Below are 25,563 nucleotides of genomic sequence, written 5' to 3'. Positions count from 1 at the left end.
TGTGTTGAATCTTTTTGATCCACAGGGTGGGGCTTTTGTGTGTCTATTCATTGACGCGAAAATTTCCTCATATACTATATGTGGTGTTCGAGGTTCTTCCGATTCGCAAGGGTTGGGAGCTAAGACGGGAATTCGGTGCGTAACGCCATTATGGCGGAGCAAGGCCGAAACTGCCCCCGCAACTGTAAGCGGTGAGCATCGTTCCGATTTGGGTCACTGGGGCTGAAAGCTCCGGGAAGGCCGGAATAGATGTTGTGACCCGCAAGTCAGGAGACCTGCCTTGAGCGCAAACGTCCACGGGCGGGGTGTCCGGAGGAAGGTGTATGACGCAAATGATTTGCGTGCGCCCTTTTCTGCCCCCCTCCAGAACAAGCTTCGGGGTGAAGTCATGCCAGTGCATTTGTTTGAGTTGCTGCGCTCGTCGGCGTAGAGAGCGATTTTACACGGCTAAAGCCGCGCACGCCCACCTTAATGACAGATCCATCGCCGCCCGATTGCGATTGCAATCGGTAATGTTGAGCCGTGTCCGAAACCGGCTTCGAGAGAGGAAATTATGACCGTCACCGTTTACAGCAAGCCCGCCTGCGTCCAGTGCACCGCCACTTATCGCGCTCTCGACCGCATCGGCGTCCCCTATGAGATTGTCGATATTTCCGAAGATGCGGATGCGCTCGATCATGTCCGGGGCCTCGGTTACATGCAGGTGCCCGTCGTTGTTGCCGGTGAGCGCCATTGGGCGGGTTTCCGGCCGGATATGATCGGCTCGATCAGCTGAGGCGGCGGGGCGATGGGCCTGATCGTCTATTATTCCAGCCGCTCTGAAAACACCCATCGTTTCCTTCTGAAACTGGGACGGCGTCTGTTTCGCCTGCCGCTCGGCTCGGAGGACGACGTACCGCATGTGTCGGAGCCCTATGTGCTGGTCACACCCACCTATGGGGGTGGTGGCACCAAAGGGGCCGTGCCGAAACCGGTCATCCGGTTCTTGAACGAGCCCTCCAACCGAAATCTCATTCGCGGCGTCATCGCGGCGGGAAACACGAATTTTGGCGCAGCTTTCGCATCCGCCGGAGATATCGTCTCGCGCAAATGCGCCGTGCCGTTTCTCTATCGCTTCGAGCTTCTCGGCACGGAGGAAGATGTCGCCAACGTCAAACATGGATTGGAACGATTTTGGACACGCTGACCTCAAGCGCGCTGCGCAAGGACGCCAAACAGCCGGCAGCCACAACCCAGAAACCGCTCGATGCGGCTCTGGACTACCATGCGCTGAACGCGATGCTGAACCTTTACGATGAGAACGGAAAGATCCAGCTCGACAAGGATCGCCTTGCCGCCCGGCAATATTTCCTCCAGCACGTCAACCAGAACACCGTGTTTTTCCATAACCTTCGGGAAAAGCTAGATTATCTGGTGACGGAGGGATATTACGAGCAGGAGGTGCTGGACCAGTATTCCTTCAATTTCGTCCGCGACCTCTATGACGAGGCCTATGCCCGGAAATTCCGCTTTCCGACCTTTCTCGGCGCCTTCAAATATTACACCTCCTACACGCTGAAGACCTTCGACGGAAAACGTTATCTGGAGCGTTACGAGGATCGCGTCTGCATGGTGGCGCTGGCCCTTGCGCGCGGTGATGAGCAGCTTGCCCGCAATCTGGTCGATGAAATCATTTCAGGCCGCTTCCAGCCGGCAACGCCGACATTCCTAAACGCCGGCAAGAAGAGCCGCGGTGAACTGGTCTCATGTTTTCTGCTGCGTGTGGAAGACAATATGGAAAGCATCGGCCGCTCCATCAATTCGGCCCTGCAGCTTTCCAAGCGCGGCGGCGGCGTGGCGCTGTCCTTGACCAATATTCGCGAATTCGGCGCGCCGATCAAGCAGATCGAAAACCAGTCGTCCGGCGTTATTCCTGTCATGAAGCTGTTGGAAGACAGTTTTTCCTACGCCAACCAGCTTGGTGCGCGTCAGGGTGCCGGCGCGGTCTATCTGCACGCCCACCACCCGGATATCATGCGCTTCCTCGATACCAAGCGCGAAAATGCCGACGAAAAAATCCGCATCAAGACCCTGTCGCTCGGCGTGGTGATCCCCGACATCACCTTCGAACTCGCCCGCAACAACGAGGATATGTATCTGTTTTCGCCCTATGATGTGGAGCGGGTCTATGGCGTGCCGTTGACCGAGATTTCGGTCACCGAAAAATACCATGAAATGGTTGCCGATAGCCGCATCCGCAAGAAGAAGATCAAGGCGCGCGAATTCTTCCAGGTGATCGCCGAAATCCAGTTCGAGAGCGGCTATCCCTACATCATGTTCGAGGACACGGTGAACCGCGCCAATCCGATCGCCGGCCGTATCAGCATGAGCAATCTCTGCTCGGAAATCCTGCAGGTCAGCGAGGCAAGCGAGTTCAACGCCGATCTATCCTACAGCCATATGGGCAAGGATATTTCCTGCAATCTCGGCTCGCTCAACATTGCATCAGCAATGGATTCGGCGGATTTCGGCAAGACTATCGAAACCTCCATCCGGGCGCTGACGGCCGTGTCGGACATGAGCCACATTTCCTCCGTTCCTTCGGTGGAAAAGGGCAATGATGTCAGCCACGCCATCGGGCTAGGCCAGATGAACCTGCACGGCTATCTGGCGCGCGAACGCATCTTTTATGGTTCCGAAGAAGGCGTCGATTTCACCAATATCTATTTCTACACCGTCACCTATCACGCCATCCGCGCCAGCAATCGGCTGGCAGTGGAACGGGGCCAGAGCTTCAAGGGCTTTGAGAACTCCAAATATGCCTCGGGTGAATATTTCGACAAATATACCGACCGGGAATGGTTGCCTGCGACGGAAAAGGTCCGTGAGCTGTTCGAAAAAGCCGGTATCGCCATTCCAACGCAGGAGGACTGGAAGGCTTTGAAGCAGGACGTGATGGCATCGGGTCTCTATAACCAGAACCTTCAGGCCGTACCGCCCACCGGTTCGATCTCCTATATCAACCACTCCACTTCCTCCATTCATCCGATCGTCTCGAAGATCGAAATCCGGAAAGAAGGCAAGATCGGCCGCGTTTATTACCCGGCTTCCTATCTCTCGAACGACAATCTCGAATATTATCAGGACGCCTATGAAATCGGCCCGGAAAAGATCATAGACACCTATGCAGCCGCGACCCAGCATGTCGATCAGGGCCTGTCGCTGACGCTGTTCTTCCGCGATACGGCAACGACGCGCGACATCAACCGCGCGCAGATTTACGCCTGGAAAAAGGGCATCAAGACCATCTACTACATCCGTTTGCGCCAGATGGCGCTGGAAGGCACGCAGGTTCAGGGCTGCGTTTCCTGCACGCTCTGAATTGAGGGACAAGACAATGAACATCGCCGTAAAATCCGTGTCCCGCATCCGCGCGGTCAACTGGAACCGCATCGAGGACGACAAGGATCTCGAAGTCTGGAACCGCCTGACCTCGAATTTCTGGCTGCCGGAAAAGGTGCCGCTTTCCAACGATATCCCCTCCTGGGGAACGCTGAAGCCGGAAGAACAGAAACTGACAATCCGTGTCTTCACTGGCCTGACCTTGCTCGACACCATCCAGAACGGTGTCGGCGCGGTGCGCCTGATGGCGGATTCGGCAACGCCGCATGAGGAGGCGGTGCTTTCCAACATCTCCTTCATGGAGGCGGTACACGCCCGCTCCTATTCATCGATCTTCTCGACGCTGTGCCTCACCCCTGACGTTGACGACGCCTATCGCTGGTCGGAGGAAAACGAATTTCTGCAGCGTAAATCTGCGCTCATCATGCGGGAATATGACAGCGGCGATCCGTTGAAGAAAAAAATCGCCAGCGTGTTTCTGGAAAGTTTCCTGTTCTATTCCGGCTTCTATCTGCCGATGTTCTGGTCAAGCCGCGCCAAGCTCACCAACACGGCGGATTTGATCCGCCTCATCATTCGCGATGAGGCCGTGCATGGCTATTATATCGGCTACAAGTTCCAGCGGGCGCTGGAGCGTCTCGGTGAAACGCAGAGACAGGAGATCAAGGATTTCGCCTTCGATCTCCTGCTCGAACTTTACGACAACGAAGCGAAATATACCGAAGACCTCTACGACGGCGTGGGCCTGACGGAGGACGTCAAGCAGTTCCTGCATTACAACGCCAACAAGGCCCTGATGAATCTGGGTTATGAGGCGCTGTTTCCGGCCGAGGCCTGCCGGGTCAACCCCGCGATCCTCTCGGCGCTCTCGCCCAATGCCGATGAGAACCACGACTTCTTTTCCGGTTCCGGCTCGTCCTATGTCATCGGCAAGGCGGTTGCGACCGAAGACGAAGACTGGGATTTCTGAAACCGGTTTGTCGGCAGGACCCGCAAAACTATTGCGGGTTCACCACCTGGCTCGCAAGGCGGAAGGGGCTGGCGACGGTGGCGCCGATCGCATCGAAAACGAAGGCTCCCGCACTGTTGATATCACCCCCGCGCCTGCTTGCCTCAAGTTGCGGCACCATGGAGGCCAGCGCCGCATAGCGGTCGTGGTTGAGCGGGTCCGACGCCTTCAGATTGGAGATGTCGACGAATTGCACGCCCTCCTTGAGAGCGGCTTCCTGCACTTGGCGGTCGGTCACATCCAGCGCACCGATACGGGTGACGTCGGCGCCAAGGATGGAAGAGGCTTTCAGCGCACGGTCATCCTTGGAAACAAGAACGGTGAGCGGCGGGCTGAGCCGGCCGACAACCTCGATCTGCTTGCGGAAGACATCGGCGTCGATATCGGGCGCAGCCAGCACCACCTGCAGCTTGGCGATGACATCGTTTCTGCCCTGGAAGCGCAGTTGCCGCAGCGCCTCCATGACCAGCCAGCCGCCCATGCTGTGCCCGAACACGACGACGCTTTTCTTCGGGGTCTGCCGGGTGAGATCGATCAACATCGCGGCGAGGGCATCGCGTGAAAAGGTCGCGGACTCTTTGTCGGCCACATAGCCGGCGACCGAGGCTTGCGACGGCCAGGAAAAGACCAGCGGCACGCCGTTCATATTGGCATCCGCCGCCATCTGCGCCGCGCGGAACAGGGCTTCCTGATAGCTGTAATTATAGCCGTGCACGAAAAGTGCGATCTGCTTGCCGGAGCGGGCTATGTCGCCAAGATCGGCATTAAAGCGCGTCTTCGTCAGCATATCGGCCCTGGTGACGACGAAATCCTTGTTCGGGTCCGGCTTGCCGCTGGCCCATTCGATTTTCCCGCTTTTATGGGTGGGCGGAATGGAAATATCGAAACTGGCGTAGTTCGGCTCCGTCGCCCGCTCCGTGCCGAAGCCCTTTTTTGCGTCCGTGTTTTTCTCTCGCGTGCTCGCCACGAAGGCGGTCACGATTTTCGTGTCGCGGGTCCTGGTGTTGACGGCCTCCAGCACATCCGCCCCCGGTCGGCCTGCGCAGGAGGAGAGAAGACCGAGGGCGAGAAAGAGAGAAAAGATCAGGCGCATGAATGGGCTACCGGTGATGAGGACCGGTTCATAAATAACCGGCGACTAAAAAAGTTGCTACTGAAGAATGAATTGCACTCTAGCGGCTGTCTTCGGTGCGGACGGACGTTCCCCACCTTGCTATCCGTCCCTCTTCGTTTTAGGCCGTACACATGACGAACAAGGTGTCGCTTTTACGGCTGAAACTCACAGACTTCCGCAATTATGCGGCGGCTGCGCTCACGCTCGATGACCGCCATGTTGTGCTGACAGGCGACAACGGTTCCGGCAAGACCAATCTTCTGGAGGCCGTCTCCTTTCTTTCACCCGGAAGGGGCCTGCGCCGCGCCACCCTGTCTGATGTGACGCGGGTAGGGGCCGAAGCCACCGGCTTCTCGATCTTCGCCGATGTCGAGGGCATGGATGGCGAAGTTGCTATCGGTACGGGAATTGAAGGCGATGGCGAGGTGGTGTCGCGTCGCTTGAGACTGAACGGGACGCCGGTGAAATCCGTCGATGAACTGACCGACCATCTGCGCGTATTGTGGCTGACGCCCGCGATGGACGGCCTCTTTACCGGCTCGTCCTCGGACCGCCGGCGTTTCCTCGACCGGCTGGTGCTGTCGCTCGATCCCGCTCACGGACGGCGGGCAAGCGATTTCGAAAAGGCCATGCGCGGCCGTAACCGGCTACTTTCGGAAGGCCGCTTCGATCCGGTCTGGCTGGACGGCATCGAAAAGCAGATGGCCGAACTCGGCATCTCCATGGCGGTCGCGCGTTATGAGATGCTCGGCCTCTTGAAGAGCCTCATCGAGGGGCGGGCGGGCAATGCCGCTTTTCCCTCGGCGGCGCTTTCTCTCTCCGGTTTCATGGACGATGGGCTCAATCGTCCCGCCGTCGATCTGGAGGACGAATACAGGCTTATGTTGCGCGATGGCCGGTATCGTGACGCCGCTGCCGGCCGCACACTGGATGGGCCGCACCGCGTCGATCTCTTCGTGCGCCATGCGGAAAAGGACATGGAGGCCGAACGCTGTTCAACCGGGGAACAGAAGGCGCTGCTGGTGGGGCTGGTGCTTGCGCATGCGCAGCTGACCGCCAATATGACTGGCCATGCGCCGGTTCTGCTGCTGGACGAGATCGCCGCCCATCTGGATGAGGGCAGGCGGGCGGCTCTGTTCGATCTCATTCATGCCCTTGGCGGCCAGAGTTTTATGACCGGAACGGACACGGCGATGTTCTCCGCCCTCGGCGACAGAGCGCAATTCTTCAATGTATCCCACGGGAGCATCACGGCATGACGGCTAAAAGATGGAGGGCGACATGGACCCGCTGAGCCCGGAAGAAATCGAACGCTACAAGCGCCATATCCTGTTGCCGGAAATCGGTGGCGTGGGCCAGCAGCGGCTGAAGGCGGCGCGTGTGTTGGTCATCGGGGCCGGCGGTCTTGGCGCTCCTGTCCTGCATTATCTTGCCGCCGCCGGTGTCGGCACACTCGGCATGATCGATGACGATGTGGTTTCCCTGTCCAATCTGCAGCGACAGGTGATCCACGATACCGGTACGATTGGGGAGCTGAAGACGGAGAGCGCGCGCAAGGCCATCGCCCGGCTCAATCCGCATGTCCGCACGCTTGTTTATGAAGAGCGCTTTTCGCAGGTCTGGGCGCATGACCATCTGCCATCCTTCGATCTTCTGATCGACGGCTCGGACAATTTCGATACGCGTTATACTGCCGCCGATGCGGCGGAGGCTGCGAAAAGACCGTTGGTAACGGGAGCTGTCGGCCGTTTCGATGGTTCGGTGACGGTGCTGAAACCCTATGAGGCGAATGCCGAGGGTGCTCTGCTGCCCGGCTATCGCGACCTGTTTCCGGAACCGCCACCGCAGGGCCTCATTCCCAATTGCGCGGAAACAGGCATTGTCGGCGCGCTGACAGGGGTTATCGGCACGCTTATGGCCATGGAGGCCATCAAGGTTATCACCGGTGCCGGCGAGCCGTTAATCGGCCGTCTGCTCCTCTATGACGCCCTGTCGGCCCGTTTCGAAACCGTGCGATACAAGCGGCGGGCAACTGGGAAGAAACCATGATGGAGATCGCTAAGATCGGGGAAGAATTCAATCGCTGGCAGGAATTGCTGGCACTTATCATGTCCTCCTTCGCCTATATGGATGGCGTCATTGATCCGCCGTCGTCGGCTCATCGCCTGACGCTTGAAAATCTGGCGGAGAAGGCAAGGGTGGAGATCGCTTTCGTGGCGCTTGATGGCGATGAGATTGTCGGCTGCCTGTTTTGCCGGCCGGAGCCGCCCGCCTGTCTTTATGTCGGCAAACTCTGTGTTTCCCCGAAAGCGCAGGGAAAGGGTATAGGCAAGATGCTTCTGGAGCAGGCCGAAGCGCTGGCCCGCGAATTGGCGTTACCGGCGCTGCGGCTGGAAACCCGTATCGAGCTTATCGCCAATCATACCAAATTCGCCGCCTGGGGTTTCGTCAAGACCGCCGAAAACGCCCATGCCGGCTATAACCGCACGACCTCGATCGAAATGACCAAATTCCTGGGCTGAACCAGCTCAGTTCCGCCCCGGCAGCACCCGGTTCGGCGGACGGTGTCCATCGAACAGCGTGCGGATGTTGATGATGACCTTATCGCCCATTTCGATACGGCCTTCGATCGTCGCAGAGCCCATATGCGGAAGCAGCACGACCTTGCCTTCCTTGGCGAGCTTGATGAGCTTGGGGTTCACCGCAGGCTCATTCTCATAGACATCGAGACCGGCGCCGGCGATCTTGCCTTCGCGCAGGCACTGGATCATTGCCGCTTCATCGATGATATCGCCGCGTGCGGTATTGACGATGTAGCTGGTCGGCTGCATCAGCGCCAGCCGCCGCGCTGAAATCAGGTGATAGGTTGCGGGCGTCGAAGGGCAATTGACGGAGACGATATCCACCCGCGCCAGCATCTGGTCGAGGCTGTCCCAATAGGTCGCCTCAAGCTCCGCTTCCGTCGCTGGATTGACGCGTTTGCGGTTGTGATAATGAATGGAAAGGCCGAAGGCCTTGGCACGCCGCGCAACCGCGGTTCCGATGCGGCCCATGCCGACAATGCCGATGCGCTTGCCGGAAATGCGCCGCCCGAGCATCCAGGTTGGTGACCAGCCCAGCCATTCGTCCGCGCCATTGGCGAGCACCCTTGTACCTTCGATCATGCGGCGCGGCACGGCGAGCACCAGTGCCATGGTGATATCGGCGCTGTCCTCGGTCAGTACATTGGGCGTATTGGTGACGGTAATGCCCTTTCGGGCCGCCGCATCCACATCCACATGGTCGATGCCGTTGGAAAAGCTGGCGATCAGCTTCAGTTGCGGCCCTGCCTGCTCGATCATCGCGGCGGTGATGCGGTCGGTGACGGTCGGCACGAGCACGTCCACCCTTCGCATGGCGGCGACAAGCTCCGCCTCGCTGCGCGGGGTATCGTCGATATTCAGTTCGGCATCGAAGAGTTCGCGCATTCTGGTTTCAACGACGTCAGGCAATTTGCGGGTGATATAGACTGTCGGTCTCTTCTTGTGGGTCATCGTTTGCCGCTGCCTTGTTCAGAAGTCATTAACCAGAAAGAGCGATAATTTCTTTCAATCAGGGCGTTTCTACCAGACCCACCGGCGAAGACAAACAAAACTCGCTGAAGCTTGAGGCATGTGGAAACGAGCCTCCTTAAATATCATCCGGTTTGCAGAAGGCGGGAAACGGAAATGGGCATGCGCAGTGTGGTTTCTATCGTTTGCATTGCATTGTCTCTGGGCCTCCTCGGTGCGGCAACCGACGCCATGGCGCAGGGTGCCGCCAAAGGCGCAAGCGGCCTGCCGCTCCCGCGTTTTGTCAGCCTGAAATCCAAGCGCGTCAACATGCGCATCGGACCGAGCACGGATTATGCCGTGTCATGGATGTATCTGAAATCGGGAATGCCGGTGGAAATCATTCAGGAATATGAAAACTGGCGGCGCATCCGCGATGCCGACGGCACGGAAGGCTGGGTCAACCAGGCTCTGCTTTCCGGTGAGCGCACGGCCGTTGCTGCTCCTTGGATGCGTGGCAAGGGTAAGGAAGTTTATGTGAACATGCGCCGTGAGGCGCAGTCAGGCGCTTCCGTCGTTGCTCGGCTTGAGCCGGGCGTCGTCTTCAGGATCGGTGAATGCAATGGCGACTGGTGCCGCGCCGAGGCCGGCCAGGCCTCGGGCTGGGTTTCGCAGGGCGAAATCTGGGGTGCTTACCCCGGTGAAGCCTTTAAATAAGGCCGTGCTTCTCGCCAAGCGCCTTGAGCGATGACATCGGGCGCGGGCCAACCTGCTGAATGACGGCGGCAGCGGCAAGGCAGCCGAGCTTGCCGCAATCTTCGAGCGACCGGTCCTGCGTATAACCGAACAGGAAGCCCGCAGCGAAAAGATCGCCGGCGCCCGTCGTGTCCACCACGTCATGCACCGGATAAGCTTCGACCTTCACACGTTCCGTGCCGCGCAGGATGACGGCGCCTTCCTCGCTCATCGTCACCGCTGCGATCTTGCAGTCGGCGGCGATTTTGGTCAGCGCAAGCTCGAAATCGTCGGTTTCGTAAAGCGAAAGCGCTTCCTGCTTGTTGGCGAAAACAATGTCCACAGTACCGGAACGCATCAGGTCGAGGAATTCGTCGCGATAGCGGCCGACACAGAAGCTGTCGGAAAGCGTCATGGAAACTTCGCGGCCGTTTTCATGGGCAATGCGGGCGCATTCGCGAATAGCGTCCTTGGCGCGCGGCGGGTCCCAAAGGTAACCCTCGAAGTAGGTGACTTTCGTATCCGCCACCACGTCTTCTTCCACGTCTTCAGGACCGAGATCGACGCAGGCGCCGAGATAGGTGTTCATCGAACGCTCGCCATCTTCGGTTACGAAGATCATCGAACGCGCAGTTGGGGGGAAGGTGCCTTCCGGCTTGGTTTCGAAATAGACGCCCTGCGCGCGAATATCGTGCTGGAAGATTTCGCCGAGCTGGTCTTGTGCCACCTTGCCGAAATAGGCGGCCTTGCCGCCGAAATTGGCCACACCCGCCGCCGTGTTGCCAGCGCTGCCGCCGGAGGCTTCGAGAGCAGGTCCCATCAGCGAGTAAAGCAACTCGGCCCGTTCCGCATCGATGAGGTTCATCGCGCCTTTGGTAATGGCATTGTCGTTGAGGAAGCGATCGTCGCAGCGGGAAATGATGTCGACGATGGCATTGCCGACAGTCAGTACGTCGAATTTCGTCATAGGCCCTATCCGTTTCGCACAGGGTGTGCGTATTTTTCGAAAGGTCTTAAACATTTCTGGCGGCAAGAAAAGCCCAAACAGAAAATATGCCGTTCTCCGCGAGGAGCGAAAACGCGTCATCTGCCTGTAATGTGGTTAAGCTATTTCATTTGTCAGAGCAAAAGGTGTGTGAATGCATACCGGAATGGAAGGCATGATGGTCTTCTTGCTCAACCGTTATCTCCGCCACGGATGTACTGGCGGCATATAACGGACATAAAAGGCGGGGGAGACCCCGCTTTTTCTTTTTGGGTAACGTTCGGCCTTGCGAATTTTACGGGCCAAGACGCGCTTTCTGCCCAAAGCGGCTCACGAGTTTTGTCTTTCTTGGACGCGATGTGGCGAAAACAAAGAGTGGGAGCGTTTTCGCGATTCCATTCCCGTGGAAAAGGCTCTAAAGCGGAGTATCTCCCGCAAAAGCCGCGAAAGCTTTCCCTCCATGTCTGCCGTTGCCGCGAATGTCGCCCCGATTTTCATTCTCATCCTGATCGGCTGGCTCACCGTCAAGGCTGGTCTGTTCAGGGCCGATGCCGGCGATATCCTCAGCGATTTCGTGTTCAAGATCGCCGTGCCGACCTTGATCTTCCGCACACTTGCGGAAGCGAATTTTCACGGTGCTTCGCCCTTCCGGCTCTGGATCACCTATTTCGCTGGCGTGGCCATCACCTGGACGGTCGGGCATATCGTCACCCGTTATGTCTTCAAGCAGGATGTCCGCATCGCCGTTATCGCCGGCATTTCCTCCGCCTTTGCGAACAATATCTTCATCGGCCTGCCGCTGGTCGGGCGCTCCGTCGGGGATGAGGGGCTGGTCGCTCTCTCCATCCTGCTCGCCATCCATCTACCTGTGATGATGATCGCGGGTACGATCCTGATGGAAAACGCCACGCACAAGGCGGTCGGCGGGGAAAAGCGAAGCATGGCGGCGGTGTTCAAGCAAGTGGGCCGCAATCTCGTCACCAATCCGCTGGTGATCGGCCTTGTCATCGGGCTTTCGACCAATGTTTCCGGCGTGGCGCTGACGCCCATCCTGAAAACCGTGGTCGATCAGATCGCCTCCATGGCGGGGCCGGCAGCACTTATTTCGCTCGGCATGGCGCTGACGAAATATACCATCCGAGGCAACATGGGCATTGCCGTCACCATGACGGTGTTCAAGCTGCTGCTGCTGCCCGCCTGCGTTTGGGCAATGGGTCATGCGCTCGGTCTCAGCCGGGAATGGACTGCGGCGCTCGTGCTTACCTCGTCGGTGCCGACTGGGGTCAATGCCTGGCTTATCGCCAATCGCTTCGGCATCGGCCACAGCGTTGCCGCCTCCACCATCAGCATTTCCACAGCGACCGGCGTTCTCTCCGTGTCGCTATGGGCATGGCTGCTGAGTTGATTTCTGCCGAGTTGATTATTTCTGGGCGCTCAGAATCTTGAAGCGCGCGTTACGGCACACCTCAGTGCTGGTGCGGAATTCCGCCGCGAGCACCGGCTCATAGGGCATGCCGCGATTGGCGACCATCAGCAGCTTGCCGCCGCTGCGCAGCGCGCCGGCGGCAGCCTTGATGAAGGCTTGGCCGAGGGCAGGTTCTGCTGCCTGCCCCGCCGCATGGAAAGGCGGGTTCATGATGATGAGGTCGTATTTTTCCTTCGGCGGCTCGTTTGCCAGGTCCTGCCAGAAGAAGCGCGCCGTCAGCCTCGGATTGTTTTCGAGAAGATTGGTCTTGGCGAATTCCAGCGCATTCCAGTCCGCCTCGAACAGATCGATACGGGCCGTGCGCGGCGATTTCTCGGCCAGCATGACGGAGAGATAACCCCAGCCGGCACCGAAATCGGCGGCGTTGCCATCAAAATCTGTGGGCAGGCGCGATGCGAGCAGTTCCGAGCCGTCATCCACGCGGTCATGGGAGAACATGCCGGGCAGGGCGGTGAAGCGGCCTTCGACCGTCACCGGCTTCTGGGCGAGCTTCGACACGGCAGACGCAATATCGTCCGGCCGTTTGAACCAGAGCGCGACGCCGTGATACTTCGGCGTCGATTCCACCTCGATGCCAAGCTTTGCCAGCGTCTTGCGCAGCGTCACGATACCGTCTTCTTTCGATCCGGCCGCGACGATCAGGCCTCCGGCCTTCACGCGCGAAAGCGCTTCGGCGACGCGGTTTTCATTCTCGCCGCGATGTTTGCCGCAAAGCAGTAGCGCCGCATCGTAATTCTCGCCCGAAATATCCGGTGTCACCTCCGCACCCTGAGCCTGCAGAGCACGATAAAGCGGCCGTAGATGCTGAACCGCGACGATCTCCGCGTCAAAACCGTCAAGCCGGGGACCGGCTTCCGCTCCCAGAAACAGAACGCGTTCGCCCTCTTTCGGCATGGAAAGCATGTCCGAGGCAAAGGGATGGAAAAGGGTTTTCACGGCGTCACGGCTCATGGGAGCATCCTTAAGGTCGAATAGAAAAAAGGCGCGGGCAAAACCCGCGCCTCGATAGGGTCTGGCGGCGCGGCCTTATTCGGCAGCGGCTTCGCCGTCTTCCTTCTTTTTGTCGGCAGCGACTTCCTTGCCGGTTGCCTGGTCGACAACCTTCATCGACAGGCGAACCTTGCCACGCTCGTCGAAGCCCATCAGCTTCACCCAGACCTTGTCGCCTTCCTTGACGACGTCAGAGGTCTTGGCGACACGCTCGGAAGCGAGCTGCGAGATGTGGACGAGGCCGTCACGGGCACCGAAGAAGTTGACGAAAGCGCCGAAGTCGGCGGTCTTCACAACCGTGCCTTCGTAGATCTGGCCGACTTCCGGTTCCGCAACGATGGAGTGGATCCATTTGCGGGCCGCTTCGATTTCCTTGCCGGAAGAAGAAGCGATCTTAACGGTGCCGTCGTCTTCGATGTTGATCTTCGCACCGGTCTTTTCGACGATTTCGCGAATGACCTTGCCGCCGGAACCGATGACTTCACGGATCTTGTCGACCGGAATGTTCATCACTTCGATGCGCGGTGCGAATTCGCCGAGCTGGCTGCGGCTCTCGGTGATGGCATTGGCCATTTCGCCGAGGATGTGCTTGCGGCCACCCTGTGCCTGCTCCAGAGCGATCTTCATGATCTCTTCGGTGATGCCGGCGATCTTGATGTCCATCTGCAGCGAGGTGATGCCGTCGGCCGTACCCGCAACCTTGAAGTCCATGTCGCCGAGGTGGTCTTCGTCGCCGAGGATGTCGGAGAGCACCGCAAAGCGCTCGCCTTCAAGGATGAGGCCCATGGCGATACCGGCAACCGGCTTGGCCAGCGGAACGCCGGCATCCATCAGTGCGAGCGAGGTGCCGCAAACCGTTGCCATCGACGAGGAGCCGTTGGACTCGGTGATTTCGGAAACGACGCGCAGCGTGTAGGGGAACTGTTCCGCAGTCGGCAGCATCGGGCGAATAGCGCGCCATGCGAGCTTGCCGTGACCGATTTCGCGACGGCCCGGGGAGCCCATGCGGCCTGTTTCGCCGACCGAGTAGGGCGGGAAGTTGTAGTGCAGCAGGAAGCGTTCCTTGTACATGCCGGTGAGGCTGTCGACATACTGCTCGTCTTCGCCGGTGCCGAGGGTCGCAACGACGATCGCCTGGGTTTCACCGCGGGTGAACAGCGCCGAACCGTGGGTGCGCGGCAGCAGGCCGACTTCCGAGATGATCGGACGAACGGTCGACAGGTCGCGGCCATCGATACGGCTCTTGGTGTCGAGAACGTTCCAGCGAACGATCTTCGCCTGAAGGTGCTTGAAGACAGCGCCGATTTCTTCCGGCGTATACTTGGCTTCGCCTTCTTCCGGCAGGAAGTGCGCCTTCACCTTTGCCTTAACGGCGTCGACGGCGGCGTAGCGGGCTGCCTTTTCGGTGATCTTGTAGGCATCGCGCAGTTCGGCTTCGGCGAGCGCCAGCATTTCGTTTTCGAGCGCGGAGAAATCTTCCGGTTCGAATTCGCGCGGTTCCTTGGCGGCAACTTCGGCGAGCTTGATGATTGCGTCGATAACCGGCTGGAAGCCGCGATGACCGAACATGACGGCACCGAGCATGATTTCTTCGTTGAGTTCCTTGGCCTCGGACTCAACCATCAAAACGGCGTCCTGCGTACCGGCAACGACGAGGTCAAGAACAGACTCGTCCATTTCGTCCAGATGCGGGTTAAGAACATACTCACCGTTGATGTAGCCAACGCGCGCGCCGCCAACCGGGCCCATGAAGGGAACGCCAGAGAGCGTAAGCGCTGCGGAAGCCGCAACCATCGACAGGACGTCCGGGTTGTTTTCCAGATCGTGCTGGATGACGGTGACGACGACCTGTGTGTCGTTCTTGTAGCCTTCCGGGAAAAGCGGACGGATCGGACGGTCGATCAGGCGCGAAACCAGCGTTTCGTTTTCGCTCGGACGGCCTTCGCGCTTGAAGTAACCACCGGGGATCTTGCCGGCTGCGTAGGTCTTTTCCTGATAGTTGACTGTCAGCGGGAAGAAGTCCTGGCCGGGCTTCGGAGACTTTGCGGAAACCACGGTCGCGAGAACCATCGTCTCGCCGTAGGTTGCGATGACGGCGCCGTCAGCCTGACGGGCAACCTTGCCGGTCTCGAGCTTCAGCGGGCGGCCTGCCCATTCGATTTCCACGGAGTGTTGATTGAACATATCTTGTCCTTGGTTGTGGCTGCCGCTCCGGCGTCGTGACCGGCGGAAGCAGCGCTGTGACTCAATCACGGGCAAGACAGCGGGAGGCTTCGAAAAGCAAGCATCCGGCAATCCTGCCCCATGACAGGTCTGCGGTTGAAAAAGGCGGCGCCGGCCCATCCGGGTCACCCTTATCGGCCGGGGGCCACATCAGCGGCGAACGCCCGGAAATTCATGCGGCCTCAAAAGACCGGATATAAAAACCGGCGGGCATCGTTGCGAAACCCGCCGGAGAAGTTATTAGCGGCGAATGCCGAGAGCACCGATCAGCTTGGTGTAACGGGCTTCGTCCTTCTTCTTCAGATAGTCGAGAAGCGAACGACGGCTCGAAACCAGCGTCAGAAGGCCACGACGGGAGTGGTTGTCCTTCTTGTGGTCCTTGAAGTGACCGGTCAGGTTGTTGATCCGCTCGGTCAGGATAGCAACCTGAACTTCCGGCGAACCGGTGTCGCCTTCCTTCGTGGCATATTCCTTGATGAGGGCGGCTTTGCGCTCTGCAGTAATCGACATCGGACGATCCTTTCTGTTTTAAGGAAAAATGGGACGCCTAAAGCCGGGATGTCGTCCAGCTCTGGCCATTCAGCAGCATAGGCAAAGCCCAAGCTGGCGCTGCCTATAAACTATTCCGGGTGCAATTGAAAGAGGCGATTGACAGCCCTTCTCGAGCCTTTGCTTAGCCGAAAACACGCTTCGGCCGGAATTCGCCTTCGCCGATTTCGCCAATGGCGACGAGCTTGCCATGCGCGGTGGCATAGGCTTCCGGATGATTGGCCGGTGCATCGCGCCCGCGCAGCAGGATGGGGTTGCCCATTTTCAGCCTGTGCGCCTGGTCGTCGTTGATGATGAGGCGGGGAAGGGCGGAAAGCGCCTCGGCCGTGTCGATCAGGAAGGCATCCAGCGCCTCCAGTCGCTCGTCGCGATCCTCCACGGCTTCCAGTGCCGTCAAGGTTTCGAGCGGCACCATCATGTCTTCGCCGAAGGGGGCGACCATGGTGCGGCGCAGTTCCGAAATATGGCCGAAACAGCCGAGATCGCGGCCCATGTCGCGCGCCAGCGCGCGTACATAAGTACCCTTGCCGCATTCCACTTCGAAATGGGCGGTGTTGGCGTCCGGACAGGCAAGCAGCGTCAGGCGATGGATTTCCACTTCACGTGCGGGGATTTCCACCGTCTCGCCGTCGCGCGCCAGATCGTAGGCGCGCTCTCCAGCGATCTTGATGGCCGAAAATTGCGGCGGCGTCTGCATGATAACGCCGGTATAATTAGGCAGAAGATCGCGGATTGCCTGTTCGTCCGGGCGCTGCTCGGAGGAATCGACCACCTCGCCTTCAAGATCGTCAGTCGAGCGCTGCTCGCCCCAGGTGACGGTAAACTCGTAGATTTTCCGGCCGTCCATCACGTAGGGCACGGTCTTGGTGGCGTCGCCAAGCGCGATTGGCAGCATGCCCGAGGCCAGCGGATCGAGCGTGCCGGCATGGCCCGCCTTCTGGGCATTGAACAGCCATTTGATCTTGGAAACGGCCTCGGTTGAGCCGAAATCCAGCGGCTTGTCGAGAATGAGCCAACCGGAAATCGGGCGGCCCTTGGGTTTGCGGTTCTGCTGTTTGCGTGGTTTGGACATGCTTCAGTTCTGTTCGTCGTCTTTTTCGTTCGAAGGTCCAAGATCGCGCTGTACTTCGGGCGAGCGCAGAAGCGCGTCGATCTTCTGGTAATTGTCGAAACTCGTATCATCGCGGAAACGTAGTTCCGGCATGTATTTCATCTGCCGAAGCTGCGGACCGAGGCGGCCGCGCATGTATTTTGCATGGCGGTTCAGGGCGCTGATGATATCGGTATGGTCGGCAACGCCAAGCGGCGTCACGTAAGCGGTGGCGATCTTGAGATCGGGAGACATGCGCACTTCCGAAATGGAAATGACGGTGCTTTCGATCAGATCGTCGCGGACTTCACCGCGCTGGAGAATCTGGGTCAATGCGGCGCGCACCTGTTCGCCGACGCGCAGCATGCGTTGCGAAGGGGCGGATGATGTTGCTTTTGCCATGGGTTATGCCTCAAACGGAGCGAGCGCCGGAAAGCCGGCGCCCGACAGTAAATTCCTGTTTTGCGGCGAGAACGCTCTTTGTTCTAATCGCATTTCCGGACGGAAAACCGGGGTCCACTTTTCCTGGGAATGCTTTAGAGCGTTCTCGTGATGTGTTCGACGCGGAAGCACTCGATGGTGTCGCCGGCGCGGATGTCTTCGTAGTTTTCGAAGGCCATACCGCATTCCTGACCGACCGGCACTTCTGCCACTTCGTCCTTGAAGCGCTTGAGGGTCTTGAGCTTGCCTTCGTGGATGACGACGTTGTCGCGTACCAGACGCACACCCGCACCACGCTCCACCTTGCCTTCGACGACGCGGCAACCCGCGACCTTGCCGACCTTGGTGATGTTGAACACCTCGAGGATTTCCGCGTTGCCGAGGAAGGTCTCGCGACGCTCCGGCGACAGCAGGCCCGACATCGCTGCCTTCACGTCATCCACCAGATCGTAGATGATGTTGTAGTAGCGGATCTCGATGCCGGCGCGTTCGGAAGCCGTACGTGCCTGTGCGTTGGCGCGAACGTTGAAGCCGATGATCGCGGCGTTGGATGCCTCGGCAAGCGAGATATCCGATTCCGTGATGGCGCCAGCGCCCGAGTGAACGATACGAGCGCGGACTTCATCGGTGCCGAGCTTGTCGAGCGAAGCGATAATGGCTTCGACCGAACCCTGCACGTCTGCCTTGATGACCAGCGGGAATTCCTTCATTCCCGAAGTCTGCAACTGGCTCATCATCTGTTCCAGCGAACCGCGCTGGCCCGTCTGACGTGCGACAGCCTTGTCGCGTGCCAGACGCTGGCGGTACTCGGAAATCTCGCGAGCACGGCTTTCGTTTTCGACAACCGCGAAACGGTCGCCGGCAGACGGCGTACCGGAAAGACCGAGAATCTCGACAGGCATAGCCGGACCGGCTTCCTTGACGTGTTCACCCTTGTCGTTGACGAGGGCGCGAACACGGCCCCACTGGTCGCCGGCCACGATGATCTGACCAGGCTTCAGCGTACCCTTCTGCACGAGAACGGTCGCGACGGCACCACGGCCGCGGTCGAGTTCCGCTTCGATGACGGTACCTTCTGCGGTACGGTTCGGGTCTGCCTTGAGGTCGAGAATTTCCGCCTGCAGCAGGATCGCTTCAAGCAGTTTGTCGAGACCGAGCTGTTTCTTGGCGGAAACTTCCACGTCAAGCACTTCACCGCCCATCGACTCCACGAACACTTCGTGCTGCAGAAGCTGCTGGCGAACCTTTTCCGGGTTTGCCTCGTGCTTGTCGATCTTGTTGATCGCAACGACGATCGGAACACCGGCTGCCTTGGCATGGTTGATGGACTCGATTGTCTGCGGCATCACGCTGTCATCAGCGGCGACCACCAGAACGGCGATATCCGTCGCCTGCGCACCGCGGGCACGCATGGCCGTAAAGGCGGCGTGGCCGGGGGTATCGATGAAGGTGATCTTCTGGCCGTTCTTTTCGACCTGATACGCACCGATATGCTGTGTTATGCCACCGGCTTCGCCCGCAACCACATTCGCCTGACGGATGGCGTCGAGCAGCGAGGTCTTGCCGTGGTCGACGTGGCCCATGATCGTGACAACCGGCGGACGCGGCAGCATTTCGCCTTCGTCGTCTGCCTGGTTGAAGATGCCTTCTTCCACGTCGGATTCAGAAACGCGCTTGACGGTGTGGCCGAATTCGACGGCGATCAGTTCCGCCAGATCGGCGTCGATCACGTCGCCCGGCTTCATCATCTGGCCTTCCTTCATCAGGAACTTGATGACGTCGACGGCGCGTTCGGACATGCGCTGCGACAGTTCCTGAATGGTGATGGTTTCCGGCAGGATCACTTCGCGCATGACCTTTTCACGGGTCTCCTGCATCTGGCTGCGGCGGAATTTTTCCTGGCGGCGGCGCATGGATGCCATGGAGCGTCCGCGCGGCGTGCCGTCTTCATCCAGGTTGGACGAGGTGACGGTCAGCTTGCCGCGACGGCGTTCTTCTTCCGTCTTCAGGCGTGCAGCCGGCTTTGCCGGTGCAGGCGCGGCGACCTTGCCACGAACCGGCAGGTTGCCACGGCGTGCACCGCGATCGTCCTCGTCGTCGCCATCGGCACGACGTCCGCGTGGAGCAGCGGTTTCGGGAGTTGCGCGAGAAGGGGCGGCAGCGGCGGGCTGAGGACGAGCCTCGGCGCGCGGCGCCGGCTGGGCGGCGGCAGCCGGCTTTTCATCGACCGGTTCCGACTTTGCTTCCACGGCGGGCTGGCTTGCGGCCAGCTTGGCGGCTGCGGCCTCTTCGACGGCACGGCGTGCGGCCTCCTCCTTTTCGGCGGCGATGCGGCGCTCTTCTTCCACCTTGCGGCGCGCTTCGTCTTCGGCGCGCTGCTTGGCTTCGATCACGTCGCGGGCCTGTGCTTCCATCAGCGCGCGGCGGCGGGCTTCCATCTCGCCTGCCGAAAGGTCGTGCAGGACGTTGCCGCGCGGACGCTCAGGCTGGCGCTGCTGCGGTGCGGACGCGCCGGGACGCTGCTGCGGCTGGGAGGAACCCGGACGCTGCTGCTGGCCGCTTGGCTGGTGGATGCGCTGCTGCGGCGCCTGCGGACGCGGTGCTGCCGCGGGGGCAGGAGCGGCCGGCTTCGGAGCGGGCGCTGCAACCGAATGAACCTGCTTCTCGTCTTCAGGACGCATGGGGCGGCGCTTGCGTGTTTCCACGACAACCGCGTTCGTGCGACCTCGACCCATATCCTGCCGCACGGTGCCCTGATTCATCCCGCCCGGCTTGAGGGTGAGAGTCTTCTTAGGCTGTGCGTTAAGTGTCTTGTCGTCGTTGTTGTCGGTCATTCCGTTCCCGTTCCTTCGGACGAGAACCGGATGACGTTCATCAGGTCTCGTCGTTCAATTGCTGCATCGGAACGCGGCGACCGTTCATATCGGGCAACCGCGTCATTGTTCTGTCCGGGCAGCGTCGCGTTCCGCCTGAGATTGGCCGCCAAGGCGGTACCGCTCAAGCATCGTTGCGCGCTTCACTACACCCTCACCCGCCTGCCCTGCAAGCGCGCAGGCATGGATAAAAGCATTCTGGCCCATCAACTCGTCCATTTCGGCGCCGCTGAAGAGCCGGAAGGACGGAATTTCATTGCCGGCATCGCTGCCGAGCGCCCAGGCCTTGCGGGCCTGGTCCAGTTTTCTCACGCCGTCTGCCGCAGCATCGGTCGCGTGGAACACGGCAATCGCATTCCCCGAACGGATGGCGGCGTCGACTTTCATCGCGCCGCTGATGAACTGGCCCGCCTTGCGCGCCATGTTCATCATGCCTGCAAGCTGCTGCGCCATCAGCCGGTCCAGAAGAGCAAGAAGCTCCGGCCCGGCCTTGACGTCGCGTTTGAGCGCCCGTGCGAAGAGCTTCTTCGCTATGGCTTTCTCGATCAGGGCGCGCTCGGGTGTCACCCAGCAGCCGCGCCCCGGCAATTGGCGTTTCAGATCCGGAACCACGTTGCCGTCCGGGCCTGCGACGAAGCGGATCAGCTCATCCGGCGATCCGCTCTGCCGTGTCACAATGCACATACGTCCGTTGACGTCGCCCTTGATCCGCCCGTCATCGTCAGTCTCGGGCAGATCGTCCGGCTCATGCGCCTGCGATGTCATTCCTGCTCGGCGGTATCCGCCTCCTCGGCAGCTTCCGCATCGGCTTCCTGTTCGGAAGCGAGCTCTTCGGCGGTGATCCAGCCTGCCAGAAGACGGGCCTGCACCACCATGTTCTCGGCTTCGACGCGCGAAACATCGAGCTTGGAGAAGATGCCTTCGAACTTCTTGGTCTCGCCATCCTTGCGCTCGCTCCAGCCAACGAGATCGTCCGCTGCACAGCCGGCAAAATCCTCGATGGTCTTGATGCCGTCTTCGCCGAGCGCAACCATCATCTGCGAGGTCAGGCCGTCGATCTGGCGCAGCTCGTCGGAAACGCCGAGTTCCTTGCGCTTGGCGTCCATTTCGGCTTCCAGGCGCTCCAGATATTCGCGGGCGCGGGTCTGGATTTCATCGGCGGTGTCCTCATCGAAACCGTCGATCGAGGAAATTTCGTCGAGATCGACATAGGCCAGCTCTTCGACCTGCGCGAAGCCTTCGGAGGCCAGAACCTGACCGACCATTTCGTCGACATCGAGCGCTTCCATGAAGAGTGCCGTGCGCTCGTTGAATTCCTTCTGGCGGCGCTCGGATTCTTCCTGCTCCGTCATGATGTCGATATCCCAGCCGGTCAGCTGAGACGCCAGACGCACGTTCTGGCCGCGACGGCCGATGGCGAGCGACAGCTGCTCATCCGGAACCACCACTTCGATGCGCTCGGATTCCTCATCCAGAACGACCTTGGCGACTTCCGCCGGCTGCAGGGCGTTGACGATGAAGGAGGCCGGTTCCTGGCTCCACGGAATGATATCGATCTTTTCGCCCTGGAGTTCGCCGACAACGGCCTGAACGCGCGAACCGCGCATACCGACGCAGGCGCCGACCGGATCGATCGACGAGTCGTTGGAGATGACGGCGATCTTGGCGCGCGAACCGGGATCACGGGCAACCGACTTGATCTGGATGATGCCGTCGTAGATTTCCGGAACTTCCATGGTGAAGAGCTTCACCATGAACTGCGGATGGGTACGCGACAGGAAAATCTGCGGGCCACGCTGTTCGCGGCGAACGTCGTAGACGTAAGCGCGCACGCGGTCGCCGTAACGCATGTTTTCCCGCGGGATCATCTCGTCACGACGGATGATGCCCTCGCCACGGCCGAGATCGACGATGACATTGCCATATTCAACGCGCTTGACGGTGCCGTTGACGATTTCGCCGATGCGGTCCTTGAACTCGTCATACTGGCGGTCACGCTCCGCTTCGCGCACCTTCTGCACGATGACCTGCTTGGCGGACTGGGCGGCGATACGGCCGAAATCCATCGGCGGCAGCGGGTCGGCAATGAAGTCGCCGAGCTTGGCATCCGGGTTGCGGTCGCGGGCAAGCTCCAGGGGGATCTGGGTCGAATAATCCTCGGCGGCCTCGACAACTTCCAGAAGACGCTGCAGGCGGATTTCGCCGGTCTTGGAGTTGATGTCGGCGCGGATGTTGGTTTCCGAACCATAGCGCGAGCGGGCGGCTTTCTGGATAGCGTCGGCCATTGCGGCAAGCACGATTTCGCGGTCGATGACCTTTTCGCGCGCCACAGCATCGGCGATCTGCAGAAGCTCAAGCCGGTTAGCACTCACTGCCATTTTTCTATCTCCGTAAGTCGCATGATTGCGGGGTTCGCCCTTGTTTCCGGGCTTTACGTTGGAATTAGTCTTCGTCTGCTTCGTTTTCGTCGTTCTGGTTTGCGGCGGCGGCCTTGGCCGCCTTGTCTGCCCGCAGCGCATCACGAATAAGATCGTCCGTCAGAATGAGCTTCGCATCCGAAAGCGCGCTGAACGGAATGATGACTGTCGGTTCCTCGCCATAGGCGATCTGGTCGCGTTCCAGCTTGAAGCCGTCCGCATTGACCTCGACGATCTTGCCGCGAAACCGCTTGCGGTTCTCGACCAGAATGGAGGTTTCGACCTTCACCAGATGACCCTGCCAGCGGGTGAAATCCGATTTGCGAACCATCGGCCGGTCGATGCCGGGCGAGGAAACTTCGAGATGATACGCTTTATCGATCGGATCTTCCACATCAAGAACCGGTGAAATCGCCATGGAGACGGCTTCGCAGTCCTCGACCGTCATGGTGCCGTCTTCGCGCTCGGCCATGATCTGAAGCGTCATGCCGTTCTGGTTGGAGAGCCGCACGCGCACCAGGAGATATCCCATGCCCGTCAAAACAGGCTCGATGATCTCGGCGATACGCTGGTCGATGCCCGTTTCGGTTATCAGTCGCGGTTCATGTGCGGTGTCTGCCATCTGGCCTTCCGGTCTTTGATGTTCACCGGGCCTTCTGCCCGTCGTTTCCGGTTCGCCTAACGAAAAAGAGCGGAGCCTTGCGGCCCCACTCTTCATCAAGCGATCAAGAATTTCAGGGGTCATATAGACCCATCGGGGCGGGATTGCAAGGTTTTAGCGGGCTCTTCCGCTTCGGGTGCCGCCTCCGTCACATTTTCACCCTTACGATGTCGGAAAGGCTGGCATGATTGCCGGCACTGTCTATAGTTGCCGTTTGACAAATCGCAGTTGCATCAAGTGGACAGAGCGTGCCTGACCGTAAATCGCCACTCGCGCCTTTAAGGCATTTGACTTACAGACGAATCTGGATCGCCAGCCTTGCCTCGAATTTCGGCGGACTGATCCAGGCGGTGGGCGCCGCATGGATGATGACCTCGCTTTCGAGTTCCGAAAACATGATCGCGCTGGTGCAGGCCTCCACCTCTTTGCCGATCATGCTGTTCTCGTTGATTTCAGGCGCGCTGGCCGACAGTTTCGACCGTCGCCGCATCATGATTTCGGCGCAGCTCCTGATGCTGACGGCCTCCGTGCTGCTCACCGTCTTTGCCTGGTCCGGCTGGCTCACGCCCTGGCTGCTTCTCTTCTTTACCTTCATGATCGGCTGCGGCACGGCGCTCAACAATCCGTCCTGGCAGGCCTCCGTCGGCGAAATGGTCCCGCGCGAGGATTTGCCCGCCGCCGTGACGTTGAACAGCGTCGGCTTTAACATCACCCGCAGCGTCGGCCCGGCCATCGGCGGTATCATCGTCGCGGCCGCCGGCGCCGCTGCCGCGTTTTTCGTGAATGCGCTGAGCTATTTCACGCTGATCTACGCCCTGTTTCGCTGGCAGCCGCCCAAATATGCCTCGACCCTGCCGCGCGAGCAGCTTCTGGCCGCCATTTCGTCCGGCATGCGTTATGTGGCGATGTCGCCCAATATCGGCAAGGTGCTGGTGCGCGGCTTCCTTTTCGGCCTTTCCGCCAGCGCCATCCTTGCCTTGATGCCCATCGTCGCCCGCGATCTGGTCGAAGGCGGCCCTCTGACCTACGGCGTCATGCTGGGCGCCTTCGGCGTCGGCGCCATTGGCGGTGCCCTGATCAGCGCCAGATTGCGCGAGGTCCTGTCCAGCGAATGGATCGTGCGCGTCGCATTTCTTGGCTTCGCCTTCAGCGCTGGCGTAACGGCGGTGAGCACGAGTGCGATCGTCACCTCGTTGGTTCTGACCGTTGCCGGCGCCTGCTGGGTTCTGGCGCTATCGCTCTTCAACACCATCGTCCAGCTCTCCACCCCACGCTGGGTGGTGGGACGCGCGCTCTCGCTCTACCAGACGCTCACCTTCGGCGGCATTGCGGTCGGCAGCTGGCTGTGGGGCGAGCTGGCGGAAGATTACGGCATTTCCTATTCGCTGCTCTGTTCGTGCGCGCTGATGTTGCTTGGCGTCGTCGTCGGCCTAAAGCTCGCCATGCCGGCCTTTGCTTCGCTCAACCTCGATCCGCTCAACCGCTTCGTGGAACCGCCGCTGAGGCTGGATATCAAGCCGCGCAGCGGCCCGATCGCCATCCTCATCGACTATGAAATCCATGACGAGGACCTCGGCGAATTCCTGCCGCTGATGGCCGAGCGTCGCCGTATCCGCATCCGGGACGGTGCCCGCAACTGGAACCTTATGCGCGATCTGGAAAACCCTGACATCTGGACCGAAAGTTACCATGTGCCGACATGGGTGGAATATGTCCGCCACAACCACCGCCGCACCCAGGCGGATGCAGAGGCCTGGGACCGGCTACTGGAGCTTCACCGCGGCAAGACACGGCCGCGCGTGCACCGGATGATCGAGCGGCAGACCATTCCGCCGACCGACGATATCTTTCACAAGCCCCATACGGATCAGCATTGAGAGGCCGGGAGAGGCAGAAACGGGCCAGGTAAAAAAGGCTATTGGGTCCTTGCCATAACCCTCGACGTCATCCTCGGGCTTGTCCCGAGGATCCAACCACGTATCGTTAAATCAATCGGTTGCAGATGCTCGGGACAAGCCCACTACTGTCCGGTTTAAATTTGCGGCCATTGGAAGGCCATCTGGTTTTGGTTTGTGGGTT

22 protein-coding genes and 1 riboswitch are annotated in these 25,563 nt (G+C 59.8%); of the genes, 10 read left to right on the top strand and 12 right to left on the bottom strand.

Going from position 1 to position 25,563, the window contains the following annotated elements; translation table 11 throughout:
* Window positions 1–73: 73 nt before the first annotated feature.
* Window positions 74–298: riboswitch (cobalamin riboswitch) on the top strand.
* Window positions 299–553: 255 nt separating this feature from the next.
* From nrdH to nrdF, 4 genes are read left to right on the top strand one after another with little or no spacing between them, the layout of a single operon-like run.
* Window positions 554–775, top strand: a complete 222-nt coding sequence (gene nrdH, locus BTE54_RS21570) for a glutaredoxin-like protein NrdH (RefSeq protein ID WP_003524283.1) — start codon at window positions 554–556, stop codon at window positions 773–775.
* Window positions 776–787: 12 nt separating this feature from the next.
* Window positions 788–1,186: a class Ib ribonucleoside-diphosphate reductase assembly flavoprotein NrdI gene (gene nrdI / locus BTE54_RS21565; RefSeq protein ID WP_078053949.1), complete on the top strand. Its 399-nt coding sequence runs from the start codon at window positions 788–790 to the stop codon at window positions 1,184–1,186.
* Complete coding sequence (gene nrdE, locus BTE54_RS21560; protein ID WP_078053948.1) at window positions 1,174–3,360, top strand: class 1b ribonucleoside-diphosphate reductase subunit alpha; 2,187 nt, start codon at window positions 1,174–1,176, stop codon at window positions 3,358–3,360. The genes nrdI and nrdE overlap by 13 nt, the downstream gene beginning before the upstream one ends.
* A 16-nt stretch (window positions 3,361–3,376) precedes the next feature.
* Window positions 3,377–4,351, top strand: a complete 975-nt coding sequence (nrdF, locus tag BTE54_RS21555) for a class 1b ribonucleoside-diphosphate reductase subunit beta (protein WP_078053947.1) — start codon at window positions 3,377–3,379, stop codon at window positions 4,349–4,351.
* Between the two features lie 28 nt (window positions 4,352–4,379).
* Here nrdF and BTE54_RS21550 read toward each other — a convergent pair whose 3' ends face one another.
* Window positions 4,380–5,483, bottom strand: coding sequence for an alpha/beta hydrolase (locus BTE54_RS21550; RefSeq protein ID WP_078053946.1), 1,104 nt, complete (start codon window positions 5,481–5,483; stop codon window positions 4,380–4,382).
* 152 nt (window positions 5,484–5,635) lie between these two features.
* On the opposite strand from BTE54_RS21550, the gene recF reads away from it, so the two are divergent.
* The 3 genes from recF to BTE54_RS21535 are packed head-to-tail and all read left to right on the top strand — an operon-like array spanning window position 5,636 to window position 8,026.
* Window positions 5,636–6,763, top strand: a complete 1,128-nt coding sequence (gene recF / locus BTE54_RS21545; protein ID WP_059758899.1) for a DNA replication/repair protein RecF — start codon at window positions 5,636–5,638, stop codon at window positions 6,761–6,763.
* Between the two features lie 22 nt (window positions 6,764–6,785).
* Window positions 6,786–7,553, top strand: a complete 768-nt coding sequence (locus BTE54_RS21540) for a molybdopterin-synthase adenylyltransferase MoeB (protein WP_078053953.1) — start codon at window positions 6,786–6,788, stop codon at window positions 7,551–7,553.
* Window positions 7,550–8,026: a GNAT family N-acetyltransferase gene (locus tag BTE54_RS21535; RefSeq protein ID WP_078053945.1), complete on the top strand. Its 477-nt coding sequence runs from the start codon at window positions 7,550–7,552 to the stop codon at window positions 8,024–8,026. Before BTE54_RS21540 ends, BTE54_RS21535 begins: the two co-directional genes overlap by 4 nt.
* 6 nt (window positions 8,027–8,032) lie before the next feature.
* Here the strand turns inward: BTE54_RS21535 and BTE54_RS21530 are convergent, their stop codons facing one another.
* Complete coding sequence (locus tag BTE54_RS21530; protein WP_065656371.1) at window positions 8,033–9,037, bottom strand: D-glycerate dehydrogenase; 1,005 nt, start codon at window positions 9,035–9,037, stop codon at window positions 8,033–8,035.
* A gap of 180 nt (window positions 9,038–9,217) precedes the next feature.
* Between BTE54_RS21530 and BTE54_RS21525 the strand changes: the two genes are divergently transcribed.
* Entirely contained in the window at window positions 9,218–9,751 is a 534-nt protein-coding gene (locus BTE54_RS21525) for an SH3 domain-containing protein (protein WP_026363850.1), read from the top strand.
* Here BTE54_RS21525 and BTE54_RS21520 read toward each other — a convergent pair.
* A complete protein-coding gene (locus BTE54_RS21520) occupies window positions 9,744–10,736 on the bottom strand; it encodes an adenosine kinase (protein WP_065656372.1) in 993 nt (330 codons plus the stop codon). The genes BTE54_RS21525 and BTE54_RS21520 overlap by 8 nt on opposite strands.
* Window positions 10,737–11,214: 478 nt before the next feature.
* On the opposite strand from BTE54_RS21520, the gene BTE54_RS21515 reads away from it, so the two are divergent.
* Window positions 11,215–12,159, top strand: coding sequence for an AEC family transporter (locus BTE54_RS21515; protein ID WP_065656373.1), 945 nt, complete (start codon window positions 11,215–11,217; stop codon window positions 12,157–12,159).
* Window positions 12,160–12,174: 15 nt separating this feature from the next.
* Here BTE54_RS21515 and BTE54_RS21510 read toward each other — a convergent pair whose 3' ends face one another.
* The 9 genes from BTE54_RS21510 to rimP form a co-directional block, all read right to left on the bottom strand.
* Window positions 12,175–13,191, bottom strand: coding sequence for a class I SAM-dependent methyltransferase (locus tag BTE54_RS21510; RefSeq protein WP_078053944.1), 1,017 nt, complete (start codon window positions 13,189–13,191; stop codon window positions 12,175–12,177).
* Between the two features lie 75 nt (window positions 13,192–13,266).
* Window positions 13,267–15,414 (bottom strand): polyribonucleotide nucleotidyltransferase, encoded by a 2,148-nt coding sequence (gene pnp, locus BTE54_RS21505; RefSeq protein ID WP_065656375.1) that lies wholly within the window; start codon window positions 15,412–15,414, stop codon window positions 13,267–13,269.
* A 279-nt stretch (window positions 15,415–15,693) separates the two neighbouring features.
* Entirely contained in the window at window positions 15,694–15,963 is a 270-nt protein-coding gene (gene rpsO / locus BTE54_RS21500) for a 30S ribosomal protein S15 (RefSeq protein ID WP_004439050.1), read from the bottom strand.
* Between the two features lie 163 nt (window positions 15,964–16,126).
* Window positions 16,127–17,074, bottom strand: coding sequence for a tRNA pseudouridine(55) synthase TruB (gene truB, locus BTE54_RS21495; protein ID WP_020812680.1), 948 nt, complete (start codon window positions 17,072–17,074; stop codon window positions 16,127–16,129).
* 3 nt (window positions 17,075–17,077) lie between these two features.
* Window positions 17,078–17,494 (bottom strand): 30S ribosome-binding factor RbfA, encoded by a 417-nt coding sequence (rbfA, locus tag BTE54_RS21490; RefSeq protein ID WP_065656377.1) that lies wholly within the window; start codon window positions 17,492–17,494, stop codon window positions 17,078–17,080.
* Window positions 17,495–17,628: 134 nt separating this feature from the next.
* Complete coding sequence (infB, locus tag BTE54_RS21485; protein ID WP_078053943.1) at window positions 17,629–20,367, bottom strand: translation initiation factor IF-2; 2,739 nt, start codon at window positions 20,365–20,367, stop codon at window positions 17,629–17,631.
* Window positions 20,368–20,469: 102 nt separating this feature from the next.
* Window positions 20,470–21,171, bottom strand: a complete 702-nt coding sequence (locus BTE54_RS21480; protein WP_078053942.1) for an RNA-binding protein — start codon at window positions 21,169–21,171, stop codon at window positions 20,470–20,472.
* Entirely contained in the window at window positions 21,168–22,784 is a 1,617-nt protein-coding gene (gene nusA, locus BTE54_RS21475; RefSeq protein ID WP_003524306.1) for a transcription termination factor NusA, read from the bottom strand. Before nusA ends, BTE54_RS21480 begins: the two co-directional genes overlap by 4 nt.
* 64 nt (window positions 22,785–22,848) lie before the next feature.
* Window positions 22,849–23,445 (bottom strand): ribosome maturation factor RimP, encoded by a 597-nt coding sequence (gene rimP, locus BTE54_RS21470; RefSeq protein WP_078053941.1) that lies wholly within the window; start codon window positions 23,443–23,445, stop codon window positions 22,849–22,851.
* A gap of 287 nt (window positions 23,446–23,732) precedes the next feature.
* Between rimP and BTE54_RS21465 the strand changes: the two genes are divergently transcribed.
* On the top strand, window positions 23,733–25,361 hold the full coding sequence (locus tag BTE54_RS21465) for an MFS transporter (RefSeq protein WP_078053940.1): 1,629 nt from the start codon (window positions 23,733–23,735) through the stop codon (window positions 25,359–25,361).
* Window positions 25,362–25,563: the final 202 nt, after the last annotated feature.

The organism is Agrobacterium sp. YIC 4121, from assembly GCF_002008205.1.
GTDB lineage: Bacteria > Pseudomonadota > Alphaproteobacteria > Rhizobiales > Rhizobiaceae > Agrobacterium > Agrobacterium leguminum.
The sequence above is the reverse complement of the archived record's forward strand: the minus strand, read 5'-3'. Positions and strand labels throughout refer to the sequence as shown.